At 71.2% G+C, this 20,157-nt stretch carries 9 protein-coding genes and 3 pseudogenes; 9 read left to right on the forward strand and 3 right to left on the reverse strand.

The annotated features are described in order from the left end of the window. Position 1: 1 nt before the first annotated feature. Positions 2–7,984, forward strand: coding sequence for a WXG100-like domain-containing protein (locus tag ABT160_RS31065; protein WP_351651256.1), 7,983 nt, complete (start codon positions 2–4; stop codon positions 7,982–7,984). A gap of 55 nt (positions 7,985–8,039) precedes the next feature. Continuing rightward, complete coding sequence (locus ABT160_RS31070; RefSeq protein ID WP_351651257.1) at positions 8,040–9,440, forward strand: hypothetical protein; 1,401 nt, start codon at positions 8,040–8,042, stop codon at positions 9,438–9,440. An 80-nt stretch (positions 9,441–9,520) separates the two neighbouring features. Here the strand turns inward: ABT160_RS31070 and ABT160_RS31075 are convergent, their stop codons facing one another. Together ABT160_RS31075 and ABT160_RS47145 are read right to left on the reverse strand one after the other, a co-directional pair. Then, complete coding sequence (locus ABT160_RS31075) at positions 9,521–12,535, reverse strand: AfsR/SARP family transcriptional regulator (RefSeq protein ID WP_351651258.1); 3,015 nt, start codon at positions 12,533–12,535, stop codon at positions 9,521–9,523. Positions 12,536–12,921: 386 nt separating this feature from the next. Beyond that, positions 12,922–13,060, reverse strand: a pseudogene (locus ABT160_RS47145) (transposase); the annotation flags it as partial. Between the two features lie 429 nt (positions 13,061–13,489). On the opposite strand from ABT160_RS47145, the gene ABT160_RS31085 reads away from it, so the two are divergent. The 7 genes and pseudogenes from ABT160_RS31085 (at position 13,490) to ABT160_RS31115 (ending at position 19,165) form a co-directional block, all read left to right on the forward strand. Then, positions 13,490–15,757, forward strand: coding sequence for an alpha/beta fold hydrolase (locus ABT160_RS31085; protein WP_351651259.1), 2,268 nt, complete (start codon positions 13,490–13,492; stop codon positions 15,755–15,757). A gap of 122 nt (positions 15,758–15,879) precedes the next feature. After that, positions 15,880–16,575, forward strand: coding sequence for an ADP-ribosyltransferase (locus tag ABT160_RS31090; RefSeq protein ID WP_351651260.1), 696 nt, complete (start codon positions 15,880–15,882; stop codon positions 16,573–16,575). A 67-nt stretch (positions 16,576–16,642) separates the two neighbouring features. Further along, a pseudogene (locus tag ABT160_RS31095) lies at positions 16,643–17,014 on the forward strand (glycoside hydrolase domain-containing protein); the annotation flags it as partial. Positions 17,015–17,129: 115 nt separating this feature from the next. Continuing rightward, the gene (locus tag ABT160_RS31100; protein ID WP_351651261.1) at positions 17,130–17,345 is read left to right on the forward strand and encodes a hypothetical protein; all 216 of its coding nucleotides are present in this window, start codon (positions 17,130–17,132) and stop codon (positions 17,343–17,345) included. Between the two features lie 351 nt (positions 17,346–17,696). Beyond that, positions 17,697–18,260: a hypothetical protein gene (locus ABT160_RS31105; RefSeq protein WP_351651262.1), complete on the forward strand. Its 564-nt coding sequence runs from the start codon at positions 17,697–17,699 to the stop codon at positions 18,258–18,260. 327 nt (positions 18,261–18,587) lie between these two features. Then, positions 18,588–18,821, forward strand: a complete 234-nt coding sequence (locus tag ABT160_RS31110; protein ID WP_351651263.1) for a hypothetical protein — start codon at positions 18,588–18,590, stop codon at positions 18,819–18,821. Positions 18,822–18,859: 38 nt separating this feature from the next. Beyond that, complete coding sequence (locus ABT160_RS31115) at positions 18,860–19,165, forward strand: hypothetical protein (protein WP_351651264.1); 306 nt, start codon at positions 18,860–18,862, stop codon at positions 19,163–19,165. A gap of 180 nt (positions 19,166–19,345) precedes the next feature. Here the strand turns inward: ABT160_RS31115 and ABT160_RS31120 are convergent. Then, positions 19,346–19,555, reverse strand: a pseudogene (locus ABT160_RS31120) (diadenosine tetraphosphate hydrolase); the annotation flags it as partial. Positions 19,556–20,157 lie beyond the last annotated feature (602 nt).

Here is a 20,157-nt window from a genome sequence, read left to right on the forward strand (position 1 = left end):
GGTGTCGTTGGAGTTCCCGCCCCAGTGTGCCTGGCTGTTCGCCGCGCTGACCGGGGAGAAGCCCCCGAGTGGCGACGAGGACAAGCTCTTCGCGCTCGCCGAGGTCCACAAGGACCTGCACGGCAAGCTGACGAACGACCTGAAGCAGCAGGTCGCCGAAGCCCTCGGGTACACCCGCGAGTCGTTCAGGGGCGACGCGGCGGAGATGTACCAGGCGGCGATGAAGAGCTTCATCGGCGAAGAGGGGCTGAACTACTTCGACGCGGTGGCCGACCAGGCCAGGCTCCTCGCCGAGTTCAGCCGCAAGGGTGCCACCCAGCTCCAGTACACCAAGTACATGATCATCGCCCAGTTGGTGGAACTGCTGGTCGAGGCGGTCATCGCGGCCGCCACCGCCTTCTTCTTCGGAGCCTCGCTCCAGGCGTACTTCGCCAAGGTGGCCTTCGTGCGGTGGCTCATCAAGTTCCGGCTCGGCCGGCTCGTGCTGATGCTGATCAGCCACCAGATCATCAACGTCGGCATGGGCGTGGCCATGGACCTGCTCGTGCAGTGGGCCCAGCTCAACCAGGGAACCCGTGACGAGTTCGAGGGCGACCTGACGAAGAACGCGGCGCTCTCCGGAATGATCCAGGGATTCCTGGCCGGACCGTTCCAGTTCCTCGGCAACAAGTTCGGCAAGGGCCTCGCCCACCTCTTCGGCAAGGACAGCGGCAAGAACATCGGCAAGCAGCTCGACGACGCCTTCAAGCACAAGAAGACCGAGCTGCCCGGCCCGAACGCGCCCAAGTCCTTCGGCGACGACCTCGCGAAGAACTTCGGCGACCACGTGCCGAGGACCGCGGGACCCCGGGAGCTGTCGGACAAGGCCGCCAAGGACTTCGTGAAGTCCGTCGGCGACACCTTCGACAAGCACGTCAAGCGGGAGGGAGCGCGCGAGGTCGGCGAGAACTGGGCCCGCACCCTCCTGCGGGACACCGGAAAGAAGGACCTGACGCGCAACCTGGACGACGCCCTGGGGCCGGTCAGGAAGACGCTCGGCCGGGACGCCACCCACGTCCTCACCCAGGGCACCGCTGACGCGCTGGCCCAGAGCATGCTGCGGCACTGGGCCCAGACCGGCGCGCACGGCGCGGGCAAGGGCCTCTTCGAGGGCGCGCACGCGGCCGTCTCCGAGGGCATGTACAACCTGATCTTCAGCGACGAGCACACCTTGAAGACGTCCGCGCTCACCTTCGGCTCGGGCATCGTCGAGGGACGGCTCGGCCACGTGCTGGAGATGGGCGGCGAACACCTCGGCGATGCCGCCCGCCACAAGCTCCTGACCGGCGGCATGGACACTTCGGGCGGCCTGTCCGGACAAGGCAACCAGGGCTCCCCGAACGGCGCCGGCGACGGCACGGCGAACACGGCCTCGCCTGCGGCGGAGAGCCCGGCCCCGGAGCACGACGACGGTACGGCGACGGTGCCCGCACCGACGCCCGTACCGGCCCCCGTGCCCACGACGTCTTCACCGGCGGCGGGAGCGGCAGCGACGACCGGCCCCGCACAGACGCAAGGGCAGGGCCAGGGCCAGTCCTCGGCGGCGCAGCAGGCGCAGACGGCGCAGACGGCGAACCAGGGGCAGCAGGGGCAGACCCACTCCCAGCCCCAGTCCGGGCAGAACGCCGGCCAGGAGAAGCAAGAGAGGCAGGACAAGCAGGGCAAGCAGGAAAAGAGCCCGGAGAAGACCGGCGACCAGACAGGCCGACGGCCGGAAGCGCCCCACCGGCCGAGCACAATCAGTACGGGAAGCACCGGCAGTACGGAAACCTCGGGCAGCACGGCAAGCACGGCAAGCACGGCAAGCGTCGGCAGCACCGGAACCACGAGCGGCGCCCCCCTTCAGACGGCGTCCTCCGCACCCCTCACCGGTGCCCACGAGGCCCCCGTCGTCACCGAGTCCGCGCCTGCCCCCGGGGTGGAGCACACGTCCGCGTCCAAGGACGCCTTCATCACCCCTGCCAGCGCTACCACCGCCCCCGCCGGCGCCACCGCCGCCCCGACGCCACCCGCACCGGGTGCGCCCGCGTCCGCCGCGCACGTCTTCAGCCTCCTCACTCCCGGCGAGGTCCCCGCACCGCCACCCGCTCCGCCCGTCCGCACGCTGGACGAGGACCGCCGCCGCTTCGGCGTCCCCGCCGGCCACGGCAGGCTCCCCGACCGCGACCCCGAGGTGCGCGCCCCGGGCAGCCTGGTCGACCGCCCCGTCGGCCGGGCCGAGCTGCACCGCTTCCAGGGCACGGCGACGGCCGCCGTGCACACCGAGCGGTTCGATCCCACCACCGCGCGCGACCGCGCGGAGGAAGCCGCGGGGCGCCTCCCCGGTTCCGAGACGCTGATCCGCCACCACGTGCGGCGCGAACGGACGGACGACGGGCGTACGGTCCGCCACCTCCTGGTGACCCTGCCCTTCAAGCTCGCCGACCACCTGGACGCCTCGGACCTCGCGGCGCTCGAAGAGCGGGTGCAGGGGACGCTGGACACCCACCTCAACCGCGGCTACCGGCTGCCCCGCTCCGGCGACCAGCTCATGGTCAGCGTGAAGTTCCTGTCGGCCCCGGAGCACGGGGAGGCCATCTCGCTGGACCAGACGCTTCTCCCGGCCCGCGCCGACCAGACCAGCTGGGACCTCTCCCACGACGACGCGACCCTCACCCACGAGGTCCTCCACTACCTCGGACTCAAGGACGAGTACGAGGACACGAGCGGGAGGGCGCAGGGCGATCCCCACCTCTTCCGCAGGGACGCCCGGCTCACCGGTGTCCGCACCACGGGGCTGATGGCCGTCCTGTCCGCCGACGGCCTGCGCGAGCTGCCCAACGACTACCTCGCCCTGATCGAGGACGTCGGCGACACGGTCCGCATCCCCCTGCACACCGGACTCCAGGCGGCCGGAGCGCCGAGGACCAGCTCCCTCGCGCCGGACGCGCCCGTCGCCCGGCCCACGTCCAAGGCCGACGAGCCCGGTCCGAGCAGTGCCGCCAAGGGCAAGCGCGTCGTACACGGGCCGTCGCGGGACGAGGGCCAACTGGACGAGCTGCGCGAGCAGTTCCCGGAGGAGCACGAAGCCCAGGCGAGGATCGACGAGGCGGCCCGGAACGACCAGGCGCCCGCTGCCGTGCCCGCGGCGGAGACGGGCCCGCCGTTCGGAGGGGGCCGGTTCGTACGACAGGACCACTACGCCTCCGGGGACCAGTTCGCCGTCGCGGCCACCCTGGTCGGCGACGCGGACCTGTCCGTACGCATCGAGTACGCGCCGGACGCGGCCGGCGTGAACAAGAAGAAGGCCGAAGGCCTCGCGGCCTTCTACGCCGAGTCGCAGATCCCCCGGAACAGGATCGAGGTCGCGCCCAAGGAGGCGAGGAAGACGCCCGGGGTCCCCGCTGCGGAGAGCGCCGGGGGCGCGAAGGCGCGCGGCAAGAAGCCCGCGCCGCCCCAGGGGCCCAAGCCGCTGGAGGTCGGCGAGGCCACCGAGCGCATCGCGCGCACCTTCACGTCCGGCCTGCGCGACAGCCTGCGCACGGCGTGGGGCGTCAGCCGGAACACCGAGAACGACGCGGTGTACGACAGCGCGGTCGGCACGTGGCTGGAGGAGCGGCTCGGCCTCCGGCTCCGCACGGCCGACGGGGGAGCGCGGCCGCGCGTCGCCGTCGTCTGGTCGCGTTTCAGCGGCAAGAACGGCGAGGTCCACCTGGAGCACGACACCAGCCACAGCGGTGTCGCCCAGCTCATCGGGGAGCTCGGGGACCTCGACGCCGTACTGATCGTGGGCGACGCGGACCCCAGGAGCGTCGAGCAGGACCGGGGTTCCAAGTACGACGAGATCGCCTCCCACTACAACCGGCTCAGGCAGGCGACACTCCAGCGGGAGCAGGACCCCGCGTCCGTTCCGGACGCCGCCGGGACCACGGACGAGGACGGCACGTACGCACCGGACTTCCACGCGGCGGTCGTCAACCTGACCGAGTTCTGGGTGACCCACGCCTCGGCGGTGGGGAGCTGGAGCGAAAGCGGGCGCGGCCTGCGCACGTCCCAGTTCCGGCTCTACGAACACCTGGACCGTCACTTCACCACCCGGCACGTCGGGTTCCGCAGCGGCAACCTGGAGGCCATGGCCCTCCTGGGCTACCAGGTGCGCTACCTGGAGGAGCCGAACAGCATCATGGGCGGCAGCCGGATGGCGAAGTGGCACGCCGTCCACGCCCCGTCCGACGCGGACAGTCCTCAGGCGGCGCCGCTCACCGCACTGGGCGGCATGGCCACCGGCTACGAGCGCATCCTCGTCAACGAGCCCCCGACCCGCACCGGCCGCCACCAGCTGTCGCTGGGGTACGAGGCGATCGCCGGCGCCCAGAAGCACGGTGACTGGCACCGGGACGACAAGGCCGCGAAGGCGCTGGACGGAGGCATCTCGCGGCGCAAGGGCTTCCACGACGAGGACGTGCTCAGCATCAGCGCCTGGCTGCGCACCGGCGACCCGGCGCACGGCCTGGCGGATCCGGTGCTGCCCGACGGCCGGACGCTGCGGGCGGCCCTGCGCGGGATCGACTCCACGCCGCGTCCACCGGCCGAGGGGAAGAGCCGCAGGGAGAAGACGATCGACAAGCTCCGGGAGAACCTCGTACAGCTCGAGAAGAACCTGCAGGCAGCACTGGCTGCCGAGGCCGAGCCCGCGGAAGGCAAGAAGCAGAACCCGAAGTCGTTCGGCATACGCAAGAACATCGACAAGACGAACCAGCAGATCATCGAGGAGCAGGCGAAGCTCGCGGAGGAGCAGACCGAGGCCGCCCTGGTCGTGGAGGAGTGGCAGCGGGCCCTGGCCGAGTTCCAGACCCTCGCGCAGACCGTCGACCCCACCGACCTGGCACGGGCGCGCAACCTGTACGCCCAGACCCTCGCCCACGAATTCGTGGTGCCTCCCCGCGCCACCACGAGCGCGAGCACCGGGCACACCACGACGCAGTCCCCGCCCCGCCCGGGCTCGAACTCCACGTCCCCGCAGGACGCTTCGTCCCCCGTGCCCGCGACCACGTCGTCGGACCACCACCTCCTCGCGCCGGGCGACACCCCGCGCGAACGACGCAGCAGCCAGGCGCCGGAGGACCCCGGCGAGAGCAGTCGCGCGGGCGCCGAGAGGAACTCGCGCAACGGGAAGGAACGCGCGCGGGAGCGGGATTCCGCCGAGGACGAGACCGAGCGGCTGAGGCAGCTCTTCCCGGAGGAGGCCACCGCCGCGCACGCGCACGAGGCCGCCGAAGAGGCGTCCGGCATGGGGGAGTCGAGGAAGCGGCGCCTGGGCAGCGACTCGGGTTCCGAGGAGGACCGGAAGATGCCCAGGATGGGCACCCCGGAGGCGTGGGAGGAGGCGGACGGTTACGACGCCGATACCGAACCCGATCCCCTCCAGAGGGCTCTGAACGCCGCGCTGAGGAGGGACTTCCGCTTCTACGGCGCAGGCAAGGGACAGAGCGGTGTCACGCCGGACGTCCGCCTGCGGTTCGCGCGGTCCAAGGCGGATGAGCGGCCGGCCCAGACCCTGACGCACGTGTCCAGCCTCCTCCACGAGGTCATGCGCCTGGTGCGCCCGACCAGGGTCCAGACCCGGACGGGGGAGCGCGCGACGCTGAAGAACAGCGAGACCCAGGGCATGCTCGTCAACGGCAGACTGGTCTTCGCGACCAACATCGACCAGGCCGTGACAGCCCTGCGGAACCGGGTGGCGGAACTGGGACGCGGGGGAGAGCCGCCCACCCTGGGCGTGGTCCTGGACCTTCTCCGTACACCCACCCCCACACCTCCCGGGCACGCGGGAACCTCCGCGGCCGGGCAGCCGGAACCCTCCCAAGGTGCTGCGAGCACGTCGGAGAGCCGACTGGCCCCGGCGGTGCTCGAAGGGCTGCGCAACGAGGAGAAGAAGCGGCTGGTCCGTGCCGACGCCAAGGTACGGCGCATCAGCACGCACCCGCCGCGCGCCGAGGACGCCTCGGCGGCCGCCCTGCGCACTGCCCTGAACCGGCCGATCGACTTCACGCACCTCGACGACCCTCGTCTGAGCACACTCCTCACGGACCCCGGCATGGAGGGCGCCGTGATCCTGGTGACCCAGGACCCCGACGCGGTCGACTCCGGCAGCCGCCCCACCTCGTTCCACGCCGAGCAGAAGCTCCTCGCCGCCCTCCACCGGGGCATCGACGACCCCGCCGCACTCCACGGACCCCTCGTCGTGCACGGACGGTTCAGGCCGTGCGCCGGGTGCGCGGCGGCGCTCACCTACACGCGTGACAGGTCCGGTTTCAGCCGCCTGGCCTTCAACGACAACCACGGCTACTTCTGGAAGACGGCCGTGAAGAACACCCGGGACCACCTGCCTGACATCGGCCGGGACGCCCACTACTGGAGGCTGCTCGACGACCGGCTCCAGCGGACGGACGACGGACGGATGAGCACGTCCGCCGTGTCGGAGATGCGGCCGCCCGACGGCCACCGGACCGGCCGGCCGGGAGGCGAGGAGATCCTCCTGCCGCCCCAGCGTGTCGTGTCCACCAGCGTGGTGACCGCCTCGGACACCGACGTCGAACCCGACGGGCGGTCCGTGGCCCGGCGGCGTGCCCCGTACATCGAGCCGACGCTCAACGTCCTGGGCGAGGGCTCCTCCACCGCCTCCGGAGGACGACCCGCGCTGCACGTGCTGTACCCCGAGGAGCGGCGGCAACTCAGCGACGCCTACCGGGAGTTCCGCGCCAGTCTCGGTACGCCGGGGCGAGCCGATGCCCGCCAGAGGCTGCGCGACCTCGTCATCCGCTTCCACGGGCAAGGGGGCGAGCTGCACCTGTCGTCCACGTTCGAGGAGATCGGCAAGGCCATGGGCGTGAGCGGCAGTACCCCCTTCAAGCTCTTCCACAACAGGACCGGCCACGAGGCCCGTGACAGGCTTCAGTTCCTGGCGCGTGTGCGCGAGGTCGTCCCGGCCAGCGAGCACCCCGCGTCGCTCACCGATTTCCACTGGTGGTTCCTGTTGACCATGATGGAGGAAAGCGGCTTGAGGGTACGGGACGTCACGGCGGTCACCGGCCTGGGCGGCCCCTGGTTCGAGCGGGCCCGGGAGCGGTACGCGGCGAGCGGGGGCGAGATCGCCTTGTTCCGGCCCACCGTCCAGGAGCGTCTCGGCCGGCACTTGCCCGGAGGCTTCGGGGAGTTCCGGCTCGGCGCGCGCGACTGGCTCACCCTGAGCGCTTCGGACGTCAGGGAGCTGGCCGCCCGCGACCGGGAGACCGTGTGGAGCGTCCTCGACGAGGTCCGGAGGATGACGGCTGACGACCCGGAGACCTTCGCCAGGATCACCGACCTCACCGACTCCACCGAGAGGCGACGGATGGCCGCCGCGACCCAGCTGGCCACCGGGCTCGGGCTGAGCCGGGAGGAACTCGCCGCTCTGACCGAGGACGAGCGGGGTCTCCTCGACGCGGCCGTCCGCACGGTGGTCGGCCTGCGCAGTCACGAGGTGCACCGGACGATGGCGGCCCTGCTACCCGACACGGCGGCTCCCGACAGTTTCCACGACCACTTCCGACAGCCGGGCGGCGAGGCCGGGACCGAGAGGAGGGGCCGGGAGATCCTTGCCCGGATCGAGAGCGTCACGGAGTCGGCACTGGAGGGGGACAGCACGGAACTGAGCGAGCTGCTCGGGATGGGCGCCCGATGGTGGTCCTCCCTCACCCCGGAGAGCCAGCAACTCCTCGTACGCGTTCTGCGGACGATCGCGGGCACCGGGGACGCCACGACGCTGTCGGAGCTCCGTCCGCTGCTCGCCCGGGTGCGCGCCCTCACCGATGACCGTCCGCTCGCCACCCTGTGGGCCAACGGCAGGGTCCTTCGCCTCATCGAAGCACTGGACCTGGAGGAGGCACATCGCGACGACGGCTTCCAGGCCCCCCGCAAGCGCTGACACCCGCCCCGGCTCCCTCCACCTTCCCTCCCACCACCACGTCGAAGGACATCCCATGGCAAGCAGAGACCCCCAGGGCACGGGACCCGCCACCTCCCCCGGCCAGGCCTCCACGGCAGCGTCCGCCTCCACCGCGGTCGCGGTCCAGGCAGCGGAAGCCGGCAGCGGCGCGGCCGCGGGGCCGGATCCGGACGGGGCGGGGCCCGGGGCCGGAGAGACCGAGGGCCTGGCGACCAAGGCGTCCGCCGTTCCCCCTGGGGCGCCGGCGACGAGCACCGGCGAACCGGCGACCACCGCCGAGGCCGAGCCCCGTACGGAACCGGAGACGGGAACCGCCCCCGAGACAGGCACCACCCCCGAGTCCGAGTCGCGCAGCGCGACGCACACCGCTACCCGGACCAGAACAAGCACGTCCGCCACCCGGGCCCGCCCCTGGGCGGCGGCCCGCGGCGCCGCACATCCGCCCGGCCGCCCGACCAAGCCGGTGATCGCCGCGGCCCTGGTGGGTGGGCTGCTCCTCATCGGCGCCCCGTTCCTCGTCGCCGGGCTCTCCGGGCCGGACGACGGCTCCCCGTCGGCCTCCGGGCAGGAGCCGGCAGGGAGCCGCGTCGGACCCGACGGCTCGGGGCCCGGAGTCGTCCCCGGACAGCAGGACGCGCCCGACAGCGGCCGGGTCCCGGGCAGCGGCGCGAAGCCGAAGGCCGGAGCACCGCGCGCGAGCGGTGGAGGGCCGGTCGGCGGCCTCCACGAGGGCGGGACCGCCCTCCACGAAGGAGGTACACAGCCCGTTGGCAACAAGCCCGGGCCAGGAAGCCCCAAGGGAGTGGACACCACGCCTTCCACGGGCACCAAGCCGTCCGGGGGTTCGGGCGGAAACGGGAACGGGGCCGCTCCCGGCGGCGGTGCGAGCGGCGGCACCGGCGGCGGGACACAGCCGGTGCGGAGGCCCGCAGCGGCGACGTACACGCACTTCATCGGGCCGGGCTGCGACACCGCGGGCTTCGCCACCTCGGACCGCTTCACCAACGGCACGAAGGGTTGGCGCGGCAGCTGGAACAGCACGAAGAGCTACGGCTGCAACGGGCTCTTCTACAGCCTGCCGTTGTCCGGCAGCAGCTCCAAGGCGTCCGGCGCCTACGCGCAGTGGCGCTTCCCCACCGGCAAGGTGACCAAGGGGACCTGCGCCGTCCAGGTCTACGTGCCCTCCGTCCGCGACGTCTCGTACGTCGGCGCCAGCCCGGCCCACTACACCGTCTACCGGTCCTTCAAGCCCCAGTCCGACACCCAGGTCGGCACCTTCGAGGTCAACCAGACGGCACACCTGGGGCAGTGGGTCTCGGCGGGCACTTTCAAGGTGGACCAGGGGCGCCTCTCGGTCATCCTGGACAATCGAGGCAAGACCTCCGGCAACCGCCACGCGGCGGCGGCCCCCGTCAGGATCAACTGCACCGCCTAGCAAGGCCATTGCGCCCCACGAAAGCCCTGGCCGGCCCGCGGACCCCGGGGGAGCACGCCGGAACGACACCCGCCTCAGCGTCAGGCACCGGCGCCCAGCCGCATGCGCTGCTCCAACTCCCTGGCGCGCGCGACGCCTTCCTTGTAGCCCAGGCGTTGCGCGTCGGCCAGGGCGCGCGCCGCGCAGGCCGACGCCTCCTCGTGCTCGCCGAGCGCGCCCAGGGCCTGCGCCCTGGTGAGACGCAGCATCACGTGGCGCATCGCGGGCAGGCCGGGCCGGTCGGCCAGCACGGTCAGCGCGTACGCCGTGCAGCCCACCGCGTCCGCCATGGCGCCGGTCGCCAGGTGCAGCCGGGCCTTGAGCTCGAGGGCCAGCAGTTCGGTGAGCAGGTCCCCGCCGGCGTGGGCCAGTTCGGTCGCGCGGGACATGCGGGCGACCGCCTGGTCCAGGTCGCCCTTGCGCTCCAGCGCCAGGGCGAGGTTCACCAGGGCGGTCGCCTCGCTGGACGCGTCGCCCGCGCGTGCCGCCAGACCGGGTGCGAGCTCGAGGTGGGGCATCGCCTCCGCGAGCCGGTCCTCCTCCAGCAGGACCCAGCCGAGCAGGGCCCGCACCCGCGTCTCCGCGTCGGGGTCGTCGAGGGCCACGGCCGCGGCGAGCGCCTCTTCGAGCAAGGGCGTCCAGCCGTCCCGCACGTTCCACGTGATGTACGGCCACTGCAGGACGACCAGCCGCCACGCGCGGTCGTCGTGCCCGGCCGCGCGTGCCGCCAGGACGGCCGCCGCCAGGTTCTCCCGCTCGGTGGCGTACCACCGCAGGGAGTCCTGACGGTCCGTGAACTTCCGTACGGAGCCGACCGTGTAGGCGCCGTCCGGCAGGGTGCAGCAGGGCTTGTCGTCGGGTGCGGACGCGGACGCCGCGGCGAGCGCTGTCGTGACGTAGGAGTCCAGCAGCCGCGGCAGGGCGGCGCTGTCGGACGGCAGGCCGCGCGCGTACAGCCGCACCAGGTCGTGCAGCGAGTAGCGGCCGGGCGCGTGCTCGGTGAGCAGGTGCGCGCCCGTCAGACGGTCCAGGGCCGCGCCCGCGGCCACCGGGTCGCGGTCGGCGAGGGCGGCCGCCGCCGCACGGTCCAGGTCCGGGCCCGGCAGCGTGCCCAGCAGCGCGAAGAGGCGCGCCGACTCGGCGGGCAGGCCCTGGACGGTCAGGCGCAGCGCGGCGGCGACGCCCGCGTCCTCGCTGTCCGTCAGGGACAGCAGCGACAACCGCCGCTGCTCGTCGGCCAGTTCCGCGGCGAGGTCGGACAGCTTCCAGCCCGGCCGGGTGGCGATCTGCGCGGCGGTGATGCGCAGGGCGAGGGGCAGTCCGTCGCACAGCGCCCCCAGCCGGGCAGCGGCCTCGGGCTCCGCCGCCACGCGCTCCCCTCCGACGGCTGACGCGAGGAGGTCCACGGAGTCGTCCCGGCCGAGGACGTCGAGCGGGACCGGCCTGGCCAGCTCCCCGACGATCAGGCCGGTCAGGCGCAGCCGGGACGTCACCACGGTCGTCGCGTGGTCGCCGTCGGGCAGCAGGGGACGCACCTGGTCGGCGCTGTGCGCGTTGTCGAGGATCACCAACAGGGCCCGCCGCGAGGTGAGTTCGCGGTACAGCGCGGCCGCTCCCATGGCCGTCTCCGGCAGGTCGCGGGGCTTGACCCCGAAGGCGAGCAGGAACTCCCGTACGAGCTCGTCGGGTTCCACGGGGTCGTCGCCGAAGCCGCGGAGGTCGGCGAAGAGCACGCCGTCCGGGAAGCGGCGCTGGCGCTGGTGGGCCCAGTGCAGCGCGAGCGCGGTCTTGCCCACCCCGGCGGCTCCGGTGAGGAGCGCGACCGCGCCGCCCTGCGCGGCGGAGTCGAGGGCGGCGAGTTCGCGGCGGCGGCCGTGGAAGCCCCGCGCGGCCCGCGGCAGCAGCCGGGGGACCGGCAGCGCGGTGCTCGTGCCCGAAGGCTGCTCCGCGGAACCCGGGGCCGGGCTCGGAGGGGAGGGCGGAACCTGTCGGGGACCCCCGTCGCCGGACGGGGCGACCGGTGCGTGCAGGTCGGGCTCGGGAGGAGCGCCTGCCGCACCGGGTATTCCGGAGTACGCGTGGGAAGGGCCGGGGGACGAGCCGGGCGCCACCGCGACGGACGCCCGCGGCGCGGCAGTCGGCCTCCCGCCATCCCCGGGAGAACCGGCCGCGCCGTCCGAAGCACCGTGATCGCGCACCGCGCCCGCCGCGATGCGCGCCGGCCGCATCCCCGGGGCCGCGCTGTTCGACGGCTGCGCACCGGACGACTCCACCGAGAGGCCCCGGGGCATCGCCGCCGACGTGCGCTCGCCGAGCAGGTCGCCGCGGAGGATGCCCTCGTAGGTGGCCCGCATCGCGGGGCCGGGGCTCACGCCGAGCTCGTCGTCCAGGAGGCCGCGGGTGCGGTGGTACCAGTCGAGGGCATCCGACTGGTGACCCGCCTGGTAGAGCGTGACCATCAGCGCCGTGGTCAGCGACTCGCGCAGCGGGTGCGCGGCGGCCTCCGTCTTGAGCAGGGCCACGGCCTGGGCGAAGTCGCCCAGCCGACCCTGGAGTTCCGCCAGCCGTTCCACGGTGGACAACCGGGCCTCCTCCAGCGCCTGGGCGGCGGCGCCGAGCACCGCGCTGGGCACGGTCCCGGTGAGCGCGGGCCCGCGCCAGAGCCCGAGGGCCTCGCGCAGCAGGGGCGCGGCGGCCTCGGGACGCGGCTCCTGACCTCCGCGCGCCACGAGCTCCTCGAAGCGGTGCACGTCCAGCAGCAACTCCGGCGTCTCCAGCACGTACGCCGAGCCGTGCGTGGCGATCCGCACCGCGTGGTCCTGGGCGCGCGCCTCGGCGAGGAGCATGCGCAGCTGGGAGACGTGGCCCTGCACGATGGTCCTGGCATGGGCAGGAGGGGAGTCCTCCCACACGGCGTCCAGCAACTGGGGCATCGGGACGGCAGTGTTGCACCGGAGCAGGAGCACGGCGAGCACGCTGCGCCGCTTGGCCGGACCAAGGGGGAGCTCCCCGCCTCCCGCCCCCACCGCTACCCCGCCCAGCAGGCGAAACTCCACGACTTCTCCCCACCGCCTCGCACGAACGAACACCCCAAGGCTATGCAGCGCACCTCATGCACCGGGCACCCAGGTCACCCGTCCGCCACCTGGCGCGCCCGTCCCCTGTCCCCTTCGTCCACCTTCGCGCACCACCGGCGCGCGGGGCGGTGAGGCGATGCGCGGCCGGATCTGATCGGTACGAAGAGGAACAGCGCAGACACGGGGCGGGCCCGCCCGCCGGGGGCTGTGTGCGGGCGGGCCCTCGATCCCGTCGGTGGACTCGTTGGCCTGGGTGGCCTGGGCAGGGCTCTTGACGCCCTAGCCGCACCGAGGAGCTGAGACCTGTGCCGAGCAATGGAGGCAGCTGTTTGCAACCTCCGAAACCACCCAGGAGAACTGTCGTTCCGTAGCCGTGCGTTGAACGACTCGATCATGTTCGTGCTGTAGATCACCTTCCTGACCTCCGGCGGGAACGCCGGATAGGGCACGAAGTCCTGCCGCGCCCGGGGACCAAGTGCGAACCACGGCCGGATACGTGCGCCCGGGCCAGAGATGACGAACTCCTTCATTGCCTGCTCCGCTCCTGGAAGCACGGCTCCGGAACGGGGATCGTTCCCGCGGCCGTCGCGGCTTGTCCGTGATGCCGTGCGAGCGGCGTCTGATCAGGCGCGTGTCAATCGTGTGCTGGTTGATACGAACTCGCCGTACGGCTGCTGAAGTGGCTGACCACGCTGATGTCCGTGATCCAACAGCGTCTCAGCCCGCGTCTGTTGTGCCTCACCGTGCTCCACACGGAGATCGGGAGCGCATCGACACGCGTACCCCCAGGTCCAAGACGGTCCGCGGCTTCGGCCGACGGCCGATGTCGCGGTGCACGTCAGGCTCGTAGTGCCGGGGAGCGGCCGGTACCCGCCCGGACAGGGGAAGAGGCGCACAGCCCGTACGGAAGGAAACTGAAGGTGGTCAGTCTCTATGCGCGTTAACAGGCTCTCGACCGTGGCGGTGGGCATCAGCGTGGCCGCCTCCCTCGCGACGCCTCTGGCCTCGTCTGCCGTCGCGGCGCCGTCCGCCCCGGGGGAGGGCGTCAAGTGGACGCTGTGCAAGGACACGGCGGAGGACTGGAGCAGCGACGACACGAAGAGCGAGTGCGCCTTCGTCCAGGTGCCGGTGGACTACTCCAAGCCGGAGGGGCGGAAGATCAACATCGCGATCAGCCGGGTCAAGGCGACGGGCAAGCGCACCGGCGCCCTGTTCACCAACCCGGGCGGACCCGGCCTCGCGGGGACCCCGGCACCCAGGGAATGGCTGGACAGCCATCTGGGGCCGTTGAACGACACGCGGGACTTCATCGGGATCGACACCCGCGGGACGGGCTACAGCGCCCAGATCTCCTGCGAAAGCGCCGAGTACAAGCCCGGTGCGACGGAGGAGGAGGACTTCAAGACGACTGCCGACTGGCAGCGCGCGTGCATCGCGAAGGATCCGGAGCTCGCCGTCTCGATGTCCATGGAGAACGCCGCCCGGGACATGGACAGGGTCCGACAAGCCCTGGGGTACGAGAAGATCGACTTCTACGGAACCTCCGGCGGAACCGCTCTCGGGGCGGTCTACCGCTCCATGTTCGACAACCACGTCCACCGCATGTGGCTCGAGTCGATCATGCCACCCGACGTCGGCAGCGCAGCGATCTCGGCCCTGGACGAGCAGCACTACGCGGCCCTGAAGCGCTTCTTCGCTTGGCTGGCCGAACGCGACTCGACCTATCACTTCGGCGGCACCGCCCAGGAGGTGGAGTCGCGGCTGAAGGACCTGCGCGCGGCACACGGTACGAAGGCGACCGACCTGCTCCTCGACGAGAACCTCCGGAACCTGCCGGGCGTCTGGGAGCGGTCCGCGGCCAAGCTGGCCGAGGTGCGCGACGCGGGCAAGAAGAACGCAAGCAAGAAGAACGCGGGCAAGAAGAACGCAGGCAAGAAGAACGGCAGCAAGAAAGCGGACGGACCTCCGACGCGGGCGGGCCGGGCTTCCTACGGCTTCGGGAAGCAGGGACACAACTACGGGATCACGAACACCGCTTTCCTGTGCAACGCGACCGCCGAGGGGCGCGACTACGCCGACGTTCTCCGACACAGGGAAGACCGGCGCAAGAAGACCCCGTTCAGCCCCGACAACGGACGGGACCTGGAGATGATCGGCTGCGGCGGATGGCCGGCCGGCAAGCACTGGGACCTCAAGCCCGGCAAGAGCCAACTCCAGCTCTCAGGGCACGAGTACGAAGAAGTCACCCCCTTCCCCTGGGCACAGCAGATGCAGCGGAAGATCGGCGGGACACTCCTGACGGTCAAGGACAACGTGCACTCCGGCATCAAGCACAAGACGCTCGCCTGCGGATCCAAGGTCACCGACTTCTACCGCGACGGCACGGCCGCCCGGGGCAGCTGCCCCGGCCAGCCCGCCGAGAACACCGCCGGACCGATCGGGAACCTGGCTGGGACGGTGAAGCTCGACAACTGCTCCGCCTCCCTCGTCCGGCCCCCCGGCGCCCGCGACCAGGACAAGGCACTGCTGCTGACCAACGGGCACTGCTACCCCGGGGACAGGCCCGAGCCCGGCCAGGTCATCACCGACAAGGCGACCTCGATGAACGCCACCGTCATGAGCGCTGCCGGTCGCGAACTCGGTCAGGTCACCGGCGAGCGCGTGCTGTACGCCACCATGACCGGGACCGACATGATGCTGGTCCGACTGGACAGCAGCTACGCGGACATCCAGGGCAAGTACGGCGTCAAGGCATTCCCCCTCAGCTCCACCGGCCCCGCACCAGGGCAGGACATCAAGGTGGCCTCCAGCTACCTGGAGAGCGTGTGGTCCTGCAAGGCCGAGGCGATCGTGCCGACCCTCAGGGAAGGCGACTACACCTCGACGACGGCCGTGCGGTACGCCAAGGACTGCGACACCAAGCCCGGGAGCTCGGGCTCCGCGGTGCTCGACGCCAAGAGCGGCGCCCTCATCGCCGTGAACAGCACCAGCAACCGCGACGGAGGGACGTGCACACTCAACAACCCTTGCGAGGTCGGAACCAAGGACACGACTGACGTGAAGCGGACGCAGGGCGCGGACGACACCACCGTCCACAAGGGACGCGGCTACGCCACCCAGACCGCGGCCATCAACGACTGCATCACCCCGGGCAACGTCTTGGACCTGGACCGCAAGGCCTGCAAGCTGCCCAAACCCTGACCAGCGCCCGATGAGCGCCTCCACTCTCATCGCAGAGGGCACGAGCGACCGCACTGAACACCCGCAACTCGTCATGATCACTCAGCGCGACAGCAACGCGGCGCTTGCAAAAAGGAGTTCGCATGCATCCCGTACGAAAGAGTATGGCAGCGACTTTGATCGCCTTCTCGCTGGCGACGCTCATCGCAACTCCAGCACTCGCGGGCGCACACCAGAACCGCGTGGCCAGCGAGTTGTCGACCGGAACCGACTGGGACTTGGACCTCACGGAACAGGCTCGCTCCCAATGGAACGACTACATGAGCCATCTCTCGGCCCAGGAAAAGTGGTTCGTCGGCGACTACGCCGGGGGTGGCAGCGCCCATCTCAACAGGCACCTCAATGAGGGGGGCTGGAGCCCTGGCGACTACCTCAAGCCGGAGGAGAGGGCGCGTCAGCTGAAATCCCTTGACGAGATCCTCTCCGGTCGGCGCACCGACAGGGAGTACATCGTGACGCGCGGCACGAACCTCCGATTCTCCGAGCAGCAGTTCCAGAACCTCACGGGCAAGGAGATCGAGCACAAGGGCTACATGTCCACCTCCGTCGGGCCGGTACCTCCAAAGGACTTCAGGGACAAGAACTCGATCCTGCACCTCCGTGTCCCGAAGGGTGTGTCAGCAGGCTACATAGAATCGTTGTCCCCGAGCCCCGAGGAGAAAGAGTTGCTGATCGCGAGGGGAAGCGAAATCCGGGTATCCCGTTCATTCTGCGGGATCCGTAACCCTGGCGGAACGTGCAAGCAGTGGCAGATCTTTGGAGAAGTCGAGGTCCGTTAAAGGGGCTATCTGATGCTGGCTCTGGCAGCGGTAACGGAGAGCCGGCACGTTCGGCGGTGGCGCGCGTTCCGCCAGTGCCGTGGCGTGTTCAACGGCAGAAGGGCAGACCGGGGGCGGCTTCCGGCCGGTGAACACGGCCTACTACGACATGGAGGCCTACGGTCCGGGTCAGAAGGCGGACGTCCTGGCCTTCCTGGAGGCGTGGACTGAGCGGCTCCACGCCAAGGGCCACAAGTCGGCCGTGTACAGCAGCAGTTCCTCGGGGATCAACGACCTCGCCCACACGGGCAACGACCCGCTGCTGCCCGTTCCCAACCTCCAGGCGAGGTCTCCCGGGAAACCGGTGGCGAGATCCTCCACCAGGGGCGAACCCGGGGGCGCGGGCCGGTACGCGTCGACCATCCCTGGATCGGGTCCGTTTCCGCGTTCATTCCGGTGAAGTAGCTGGCCGCGAAGTTCCGAATCTGATCGCCTCCGTGCCGAAGTGTCGCCCGAGCGGGCGGTAGGACCCTGCTTCGGACCGAGCGAGGGCCGCGGCGGGGGAGAATCGGTGCGTGGATACAGCAAAGATCGAACTGGCCGTGCAGCGCTACCGGGAATGCGTCGCCGCCCTCGACGCCGCCCGCGCCGATCTGGAGGCGGAAGCCGCCGTCACACTCCGTGATTCCGAGCAGACGCCCGAGGACTGGACCCGGGTGGCGTCCCTGACGGGCTGGTCGCACGAGGAACTCGCCCGCCTCGTGGACGCGGCGGGCGAGGTGGGGCTGTAGGTCCCGTCGGCGAACCGCCAGGGGAGCGCTGGCTGCGTGTCCGGGTTCGTCACCGCGTACCTCGACCGCGCGGCCGCGCCCCAGGGATGAGGAGTCCCCCTGCGGCGACGGTGCCCCGGTCACCTCGGGGAAACAGCCACCCGTAGTCCCTCACCGCACCTCTACCGCACCTCATCCCATGGGCGGCGCAGGCTCCCTCACGCCGGATGCCTGTGCCTGAGGAACCCAACCAGGCGCTGCGAGAAGGGCTCGCAGAGCATGGGCCTTGACCCCGGGCCACTACGCGCACGCCCGATCCCACGCACGACCACCGCGTCCACGCACGACCGCTGCATCCTGGGCAAGCCGGAGATGCTCCGCGTCCGTGCCCTGACCCGCATCGCCTGGGGCCCGCACGGTACCCATCGCCGCTTCCACGACGCACTGCTGTCGCTCGGGATGCCACCGGTCGGGCTGCTGGAGAGGGCGCTGGTGGGCGACCACGCCCCGTGCGGGAGAGCGGTGGAGACGCCGTGGACGAACGCGTCCGGCGGACCGCCCCGCTCGGGGTGGTCCGCCGGACGTGTGGAACCCGGCGACCGTACGGGGGATTTCCGGCCGCCGGGCGTCTGGGGGCGCGCGGGCCGCGCGCCGTGGGGCCCGCCCGCGTCAGCGCCGGGGCAGCAGCGTCCCCGCGCCCACGGCCATGACCAGGAGCAGACCGGCCGCGACCAAGAGGCTCTCGCGCATGCCCGCGGCGAAGTCCCCGGCGAGCAGCGCGCCGAAGACGGCGATGCTGAGCGCGCCGCCCGCTTGGCCCGCCAGCCCGGCCGCGACGCGGTCCTCACCTGCGGCAGCAACCTGCTCCTCGGCGCGAACACCGACGTACTACGCGCCGGCCTCCCGCCCCACGCCCTGACGAAGGCCACACCCTGACCCACCCAGCCCAGCAGCAGCCCCCACACACCTGCACGGCACGATCGCGACCAGCGCGAGCACATGGCGTGAGCCCGCGACCCCGCGCAGAAGCCCTGGAGCGGGAGGCCAAGCGGGCTCACGCGACGGCATCCGGGGGCTCCTGACGGCCACCGCCCCACGCCGCCCCCACCGTGACGCCCCGCCGTCCGTGCTCTCCCGGCATCCCTGCTGAGCGCGAGGACCGTCTACCGTAGCCGCGTGCACCTCCTTGATGATCCAGACCATCCGGCCCGCGTTCAGGGGCTGCTGTCCCGCGCGCGCCGACACCCGGCTACGCCCACTGCCTTGATCGAGGAGCAGGCCGCCGCGGTCGATGCGGACGGGCGGACGCGAGCAGCGTCGCAGGAGGAAGTGAACGCCCTGCTCCGCTTCGAGGAGCGGTACGGCGGCTTGTGGTACCCGGTCCTCGGCTCCAACGGAATGGACCACGGGCTGGAGGGTGAACCCGTCGTCCACGAGGGCCCGTACGGCTGGAAACCCACGCGCAGCTCGTCCACGTCCGTTCCTGGCCGCACGTAACCCTGGCCACCACAACCGAGCGCGACGCGGAACCGCAGGTGAACGGCCTGGACATCGCCGCGCCTGATACGGAGGCAACCGGGCCCGCCGACCGGTGGTGGCTGGCCGACGGCATCGCCATCCACCTCCAGCTCGACACCTGGTGGAACGCTCGCGACACCTGGCACGTACGCTGCTTCGCCCGGCACGCCACCGACCTGCCAACCCTCACGAGCGTTACGCAACGCTCGATCGCCGGTGTCGCCGTCCTGGAAGAGGACTGGTGTGCACTGTGCTCCCAGTTCCGCCACCACGGCGCGCCCTGTATCCCTGTCCCGTCATCAGGCCACGGAGCCAGCCGGTAGCAGCTCGGGCCAACAATTCGGAGGGAGCTGTCACAGGGCTGTGGCAGGGTTCGCTGGCGCCAGCGATCTTCGCCAAGTCCTCCTGGCTTCCAACTCCTATCCGAGGATAGCGGGTTCGAGCCGCGCGGACCGTCACGGATCACCGCGCCCACCGACCTGACGGCCGATGGGCTCACGCCGTCAGCCCATCGAACGCAACCGGTCCAGTTCGCTTCCGATCCCGTCCCGCAGCACGTCATGCTGCGGCCCCAGCCTGAACTCCTCATCACTCCACCGGTCGCCCGGATACAGCCAGTCAGGCTTACCCACCAGCTCGGCCGGCTCCCACTCGAACCGCGGCCAGACGTGCGCATGCAAGAGCGGGTCGGTATTCCCCAGAATCTCCAGGTGATCATTTGTCAGACAGGACCTAGCGCGGAAAGGCCCGCTCGCGAGCCGTCATGCGCCAAGAATCCGGAGCACAGCATTCCGCCTACTTGGGATGCGGCTGGGGTTTCCGTCAAGTGGTCGTGTCGCAAGCGGAATCGGTCCTTCAATCACGGGTGGAGAGGTTCCTCCGAGCCGCCTCGGACGACGTCGGCCCGCTGCACGTCACCGCGGGTCGGCCGCCAACTCCGTCCGTTGTAGGTGTTGTTGCGTGGCAACGGCCTGTCTCGGTATTGGGCTCCGGAATGCGGCTCAACGGGCTTGCCCTCGCTGCGGCAAGGTGCGGCGCGTGACCAAGTCACATCTATGGGTTAAGTTTTGCCGACTCATCATTGAGTCTTCACAAGACCAACCCAACTGAAGTGAGTGCTGTGCTGAAGAAGAAGGATCCGGGTTCCCTAAAGGGGCAATCCGGGCGGGGGGGCAAGTCCCGCGGTCTGCGGTGGATAGCAGGCGGTTTGGCTCTTACCGTCTCGGTGGGAGCCGCAGAAGGGACGGCAGCGGCCGCTTCACAGCTCATCGAAGCCAACCAGAAGACCATTGCTGACAAGCCTGCAGCGACTTCC

This window comes from Streptomyces sp. NPDC001941, from assembly GCF_040296945.1.
In the GTDB taxonomy this organism is placed as follows: domain Bacteria; phylum Actinomycetota; class Actinomycetes; order Streptomycetales; family Streptomycetaceae; genus Streptomyces.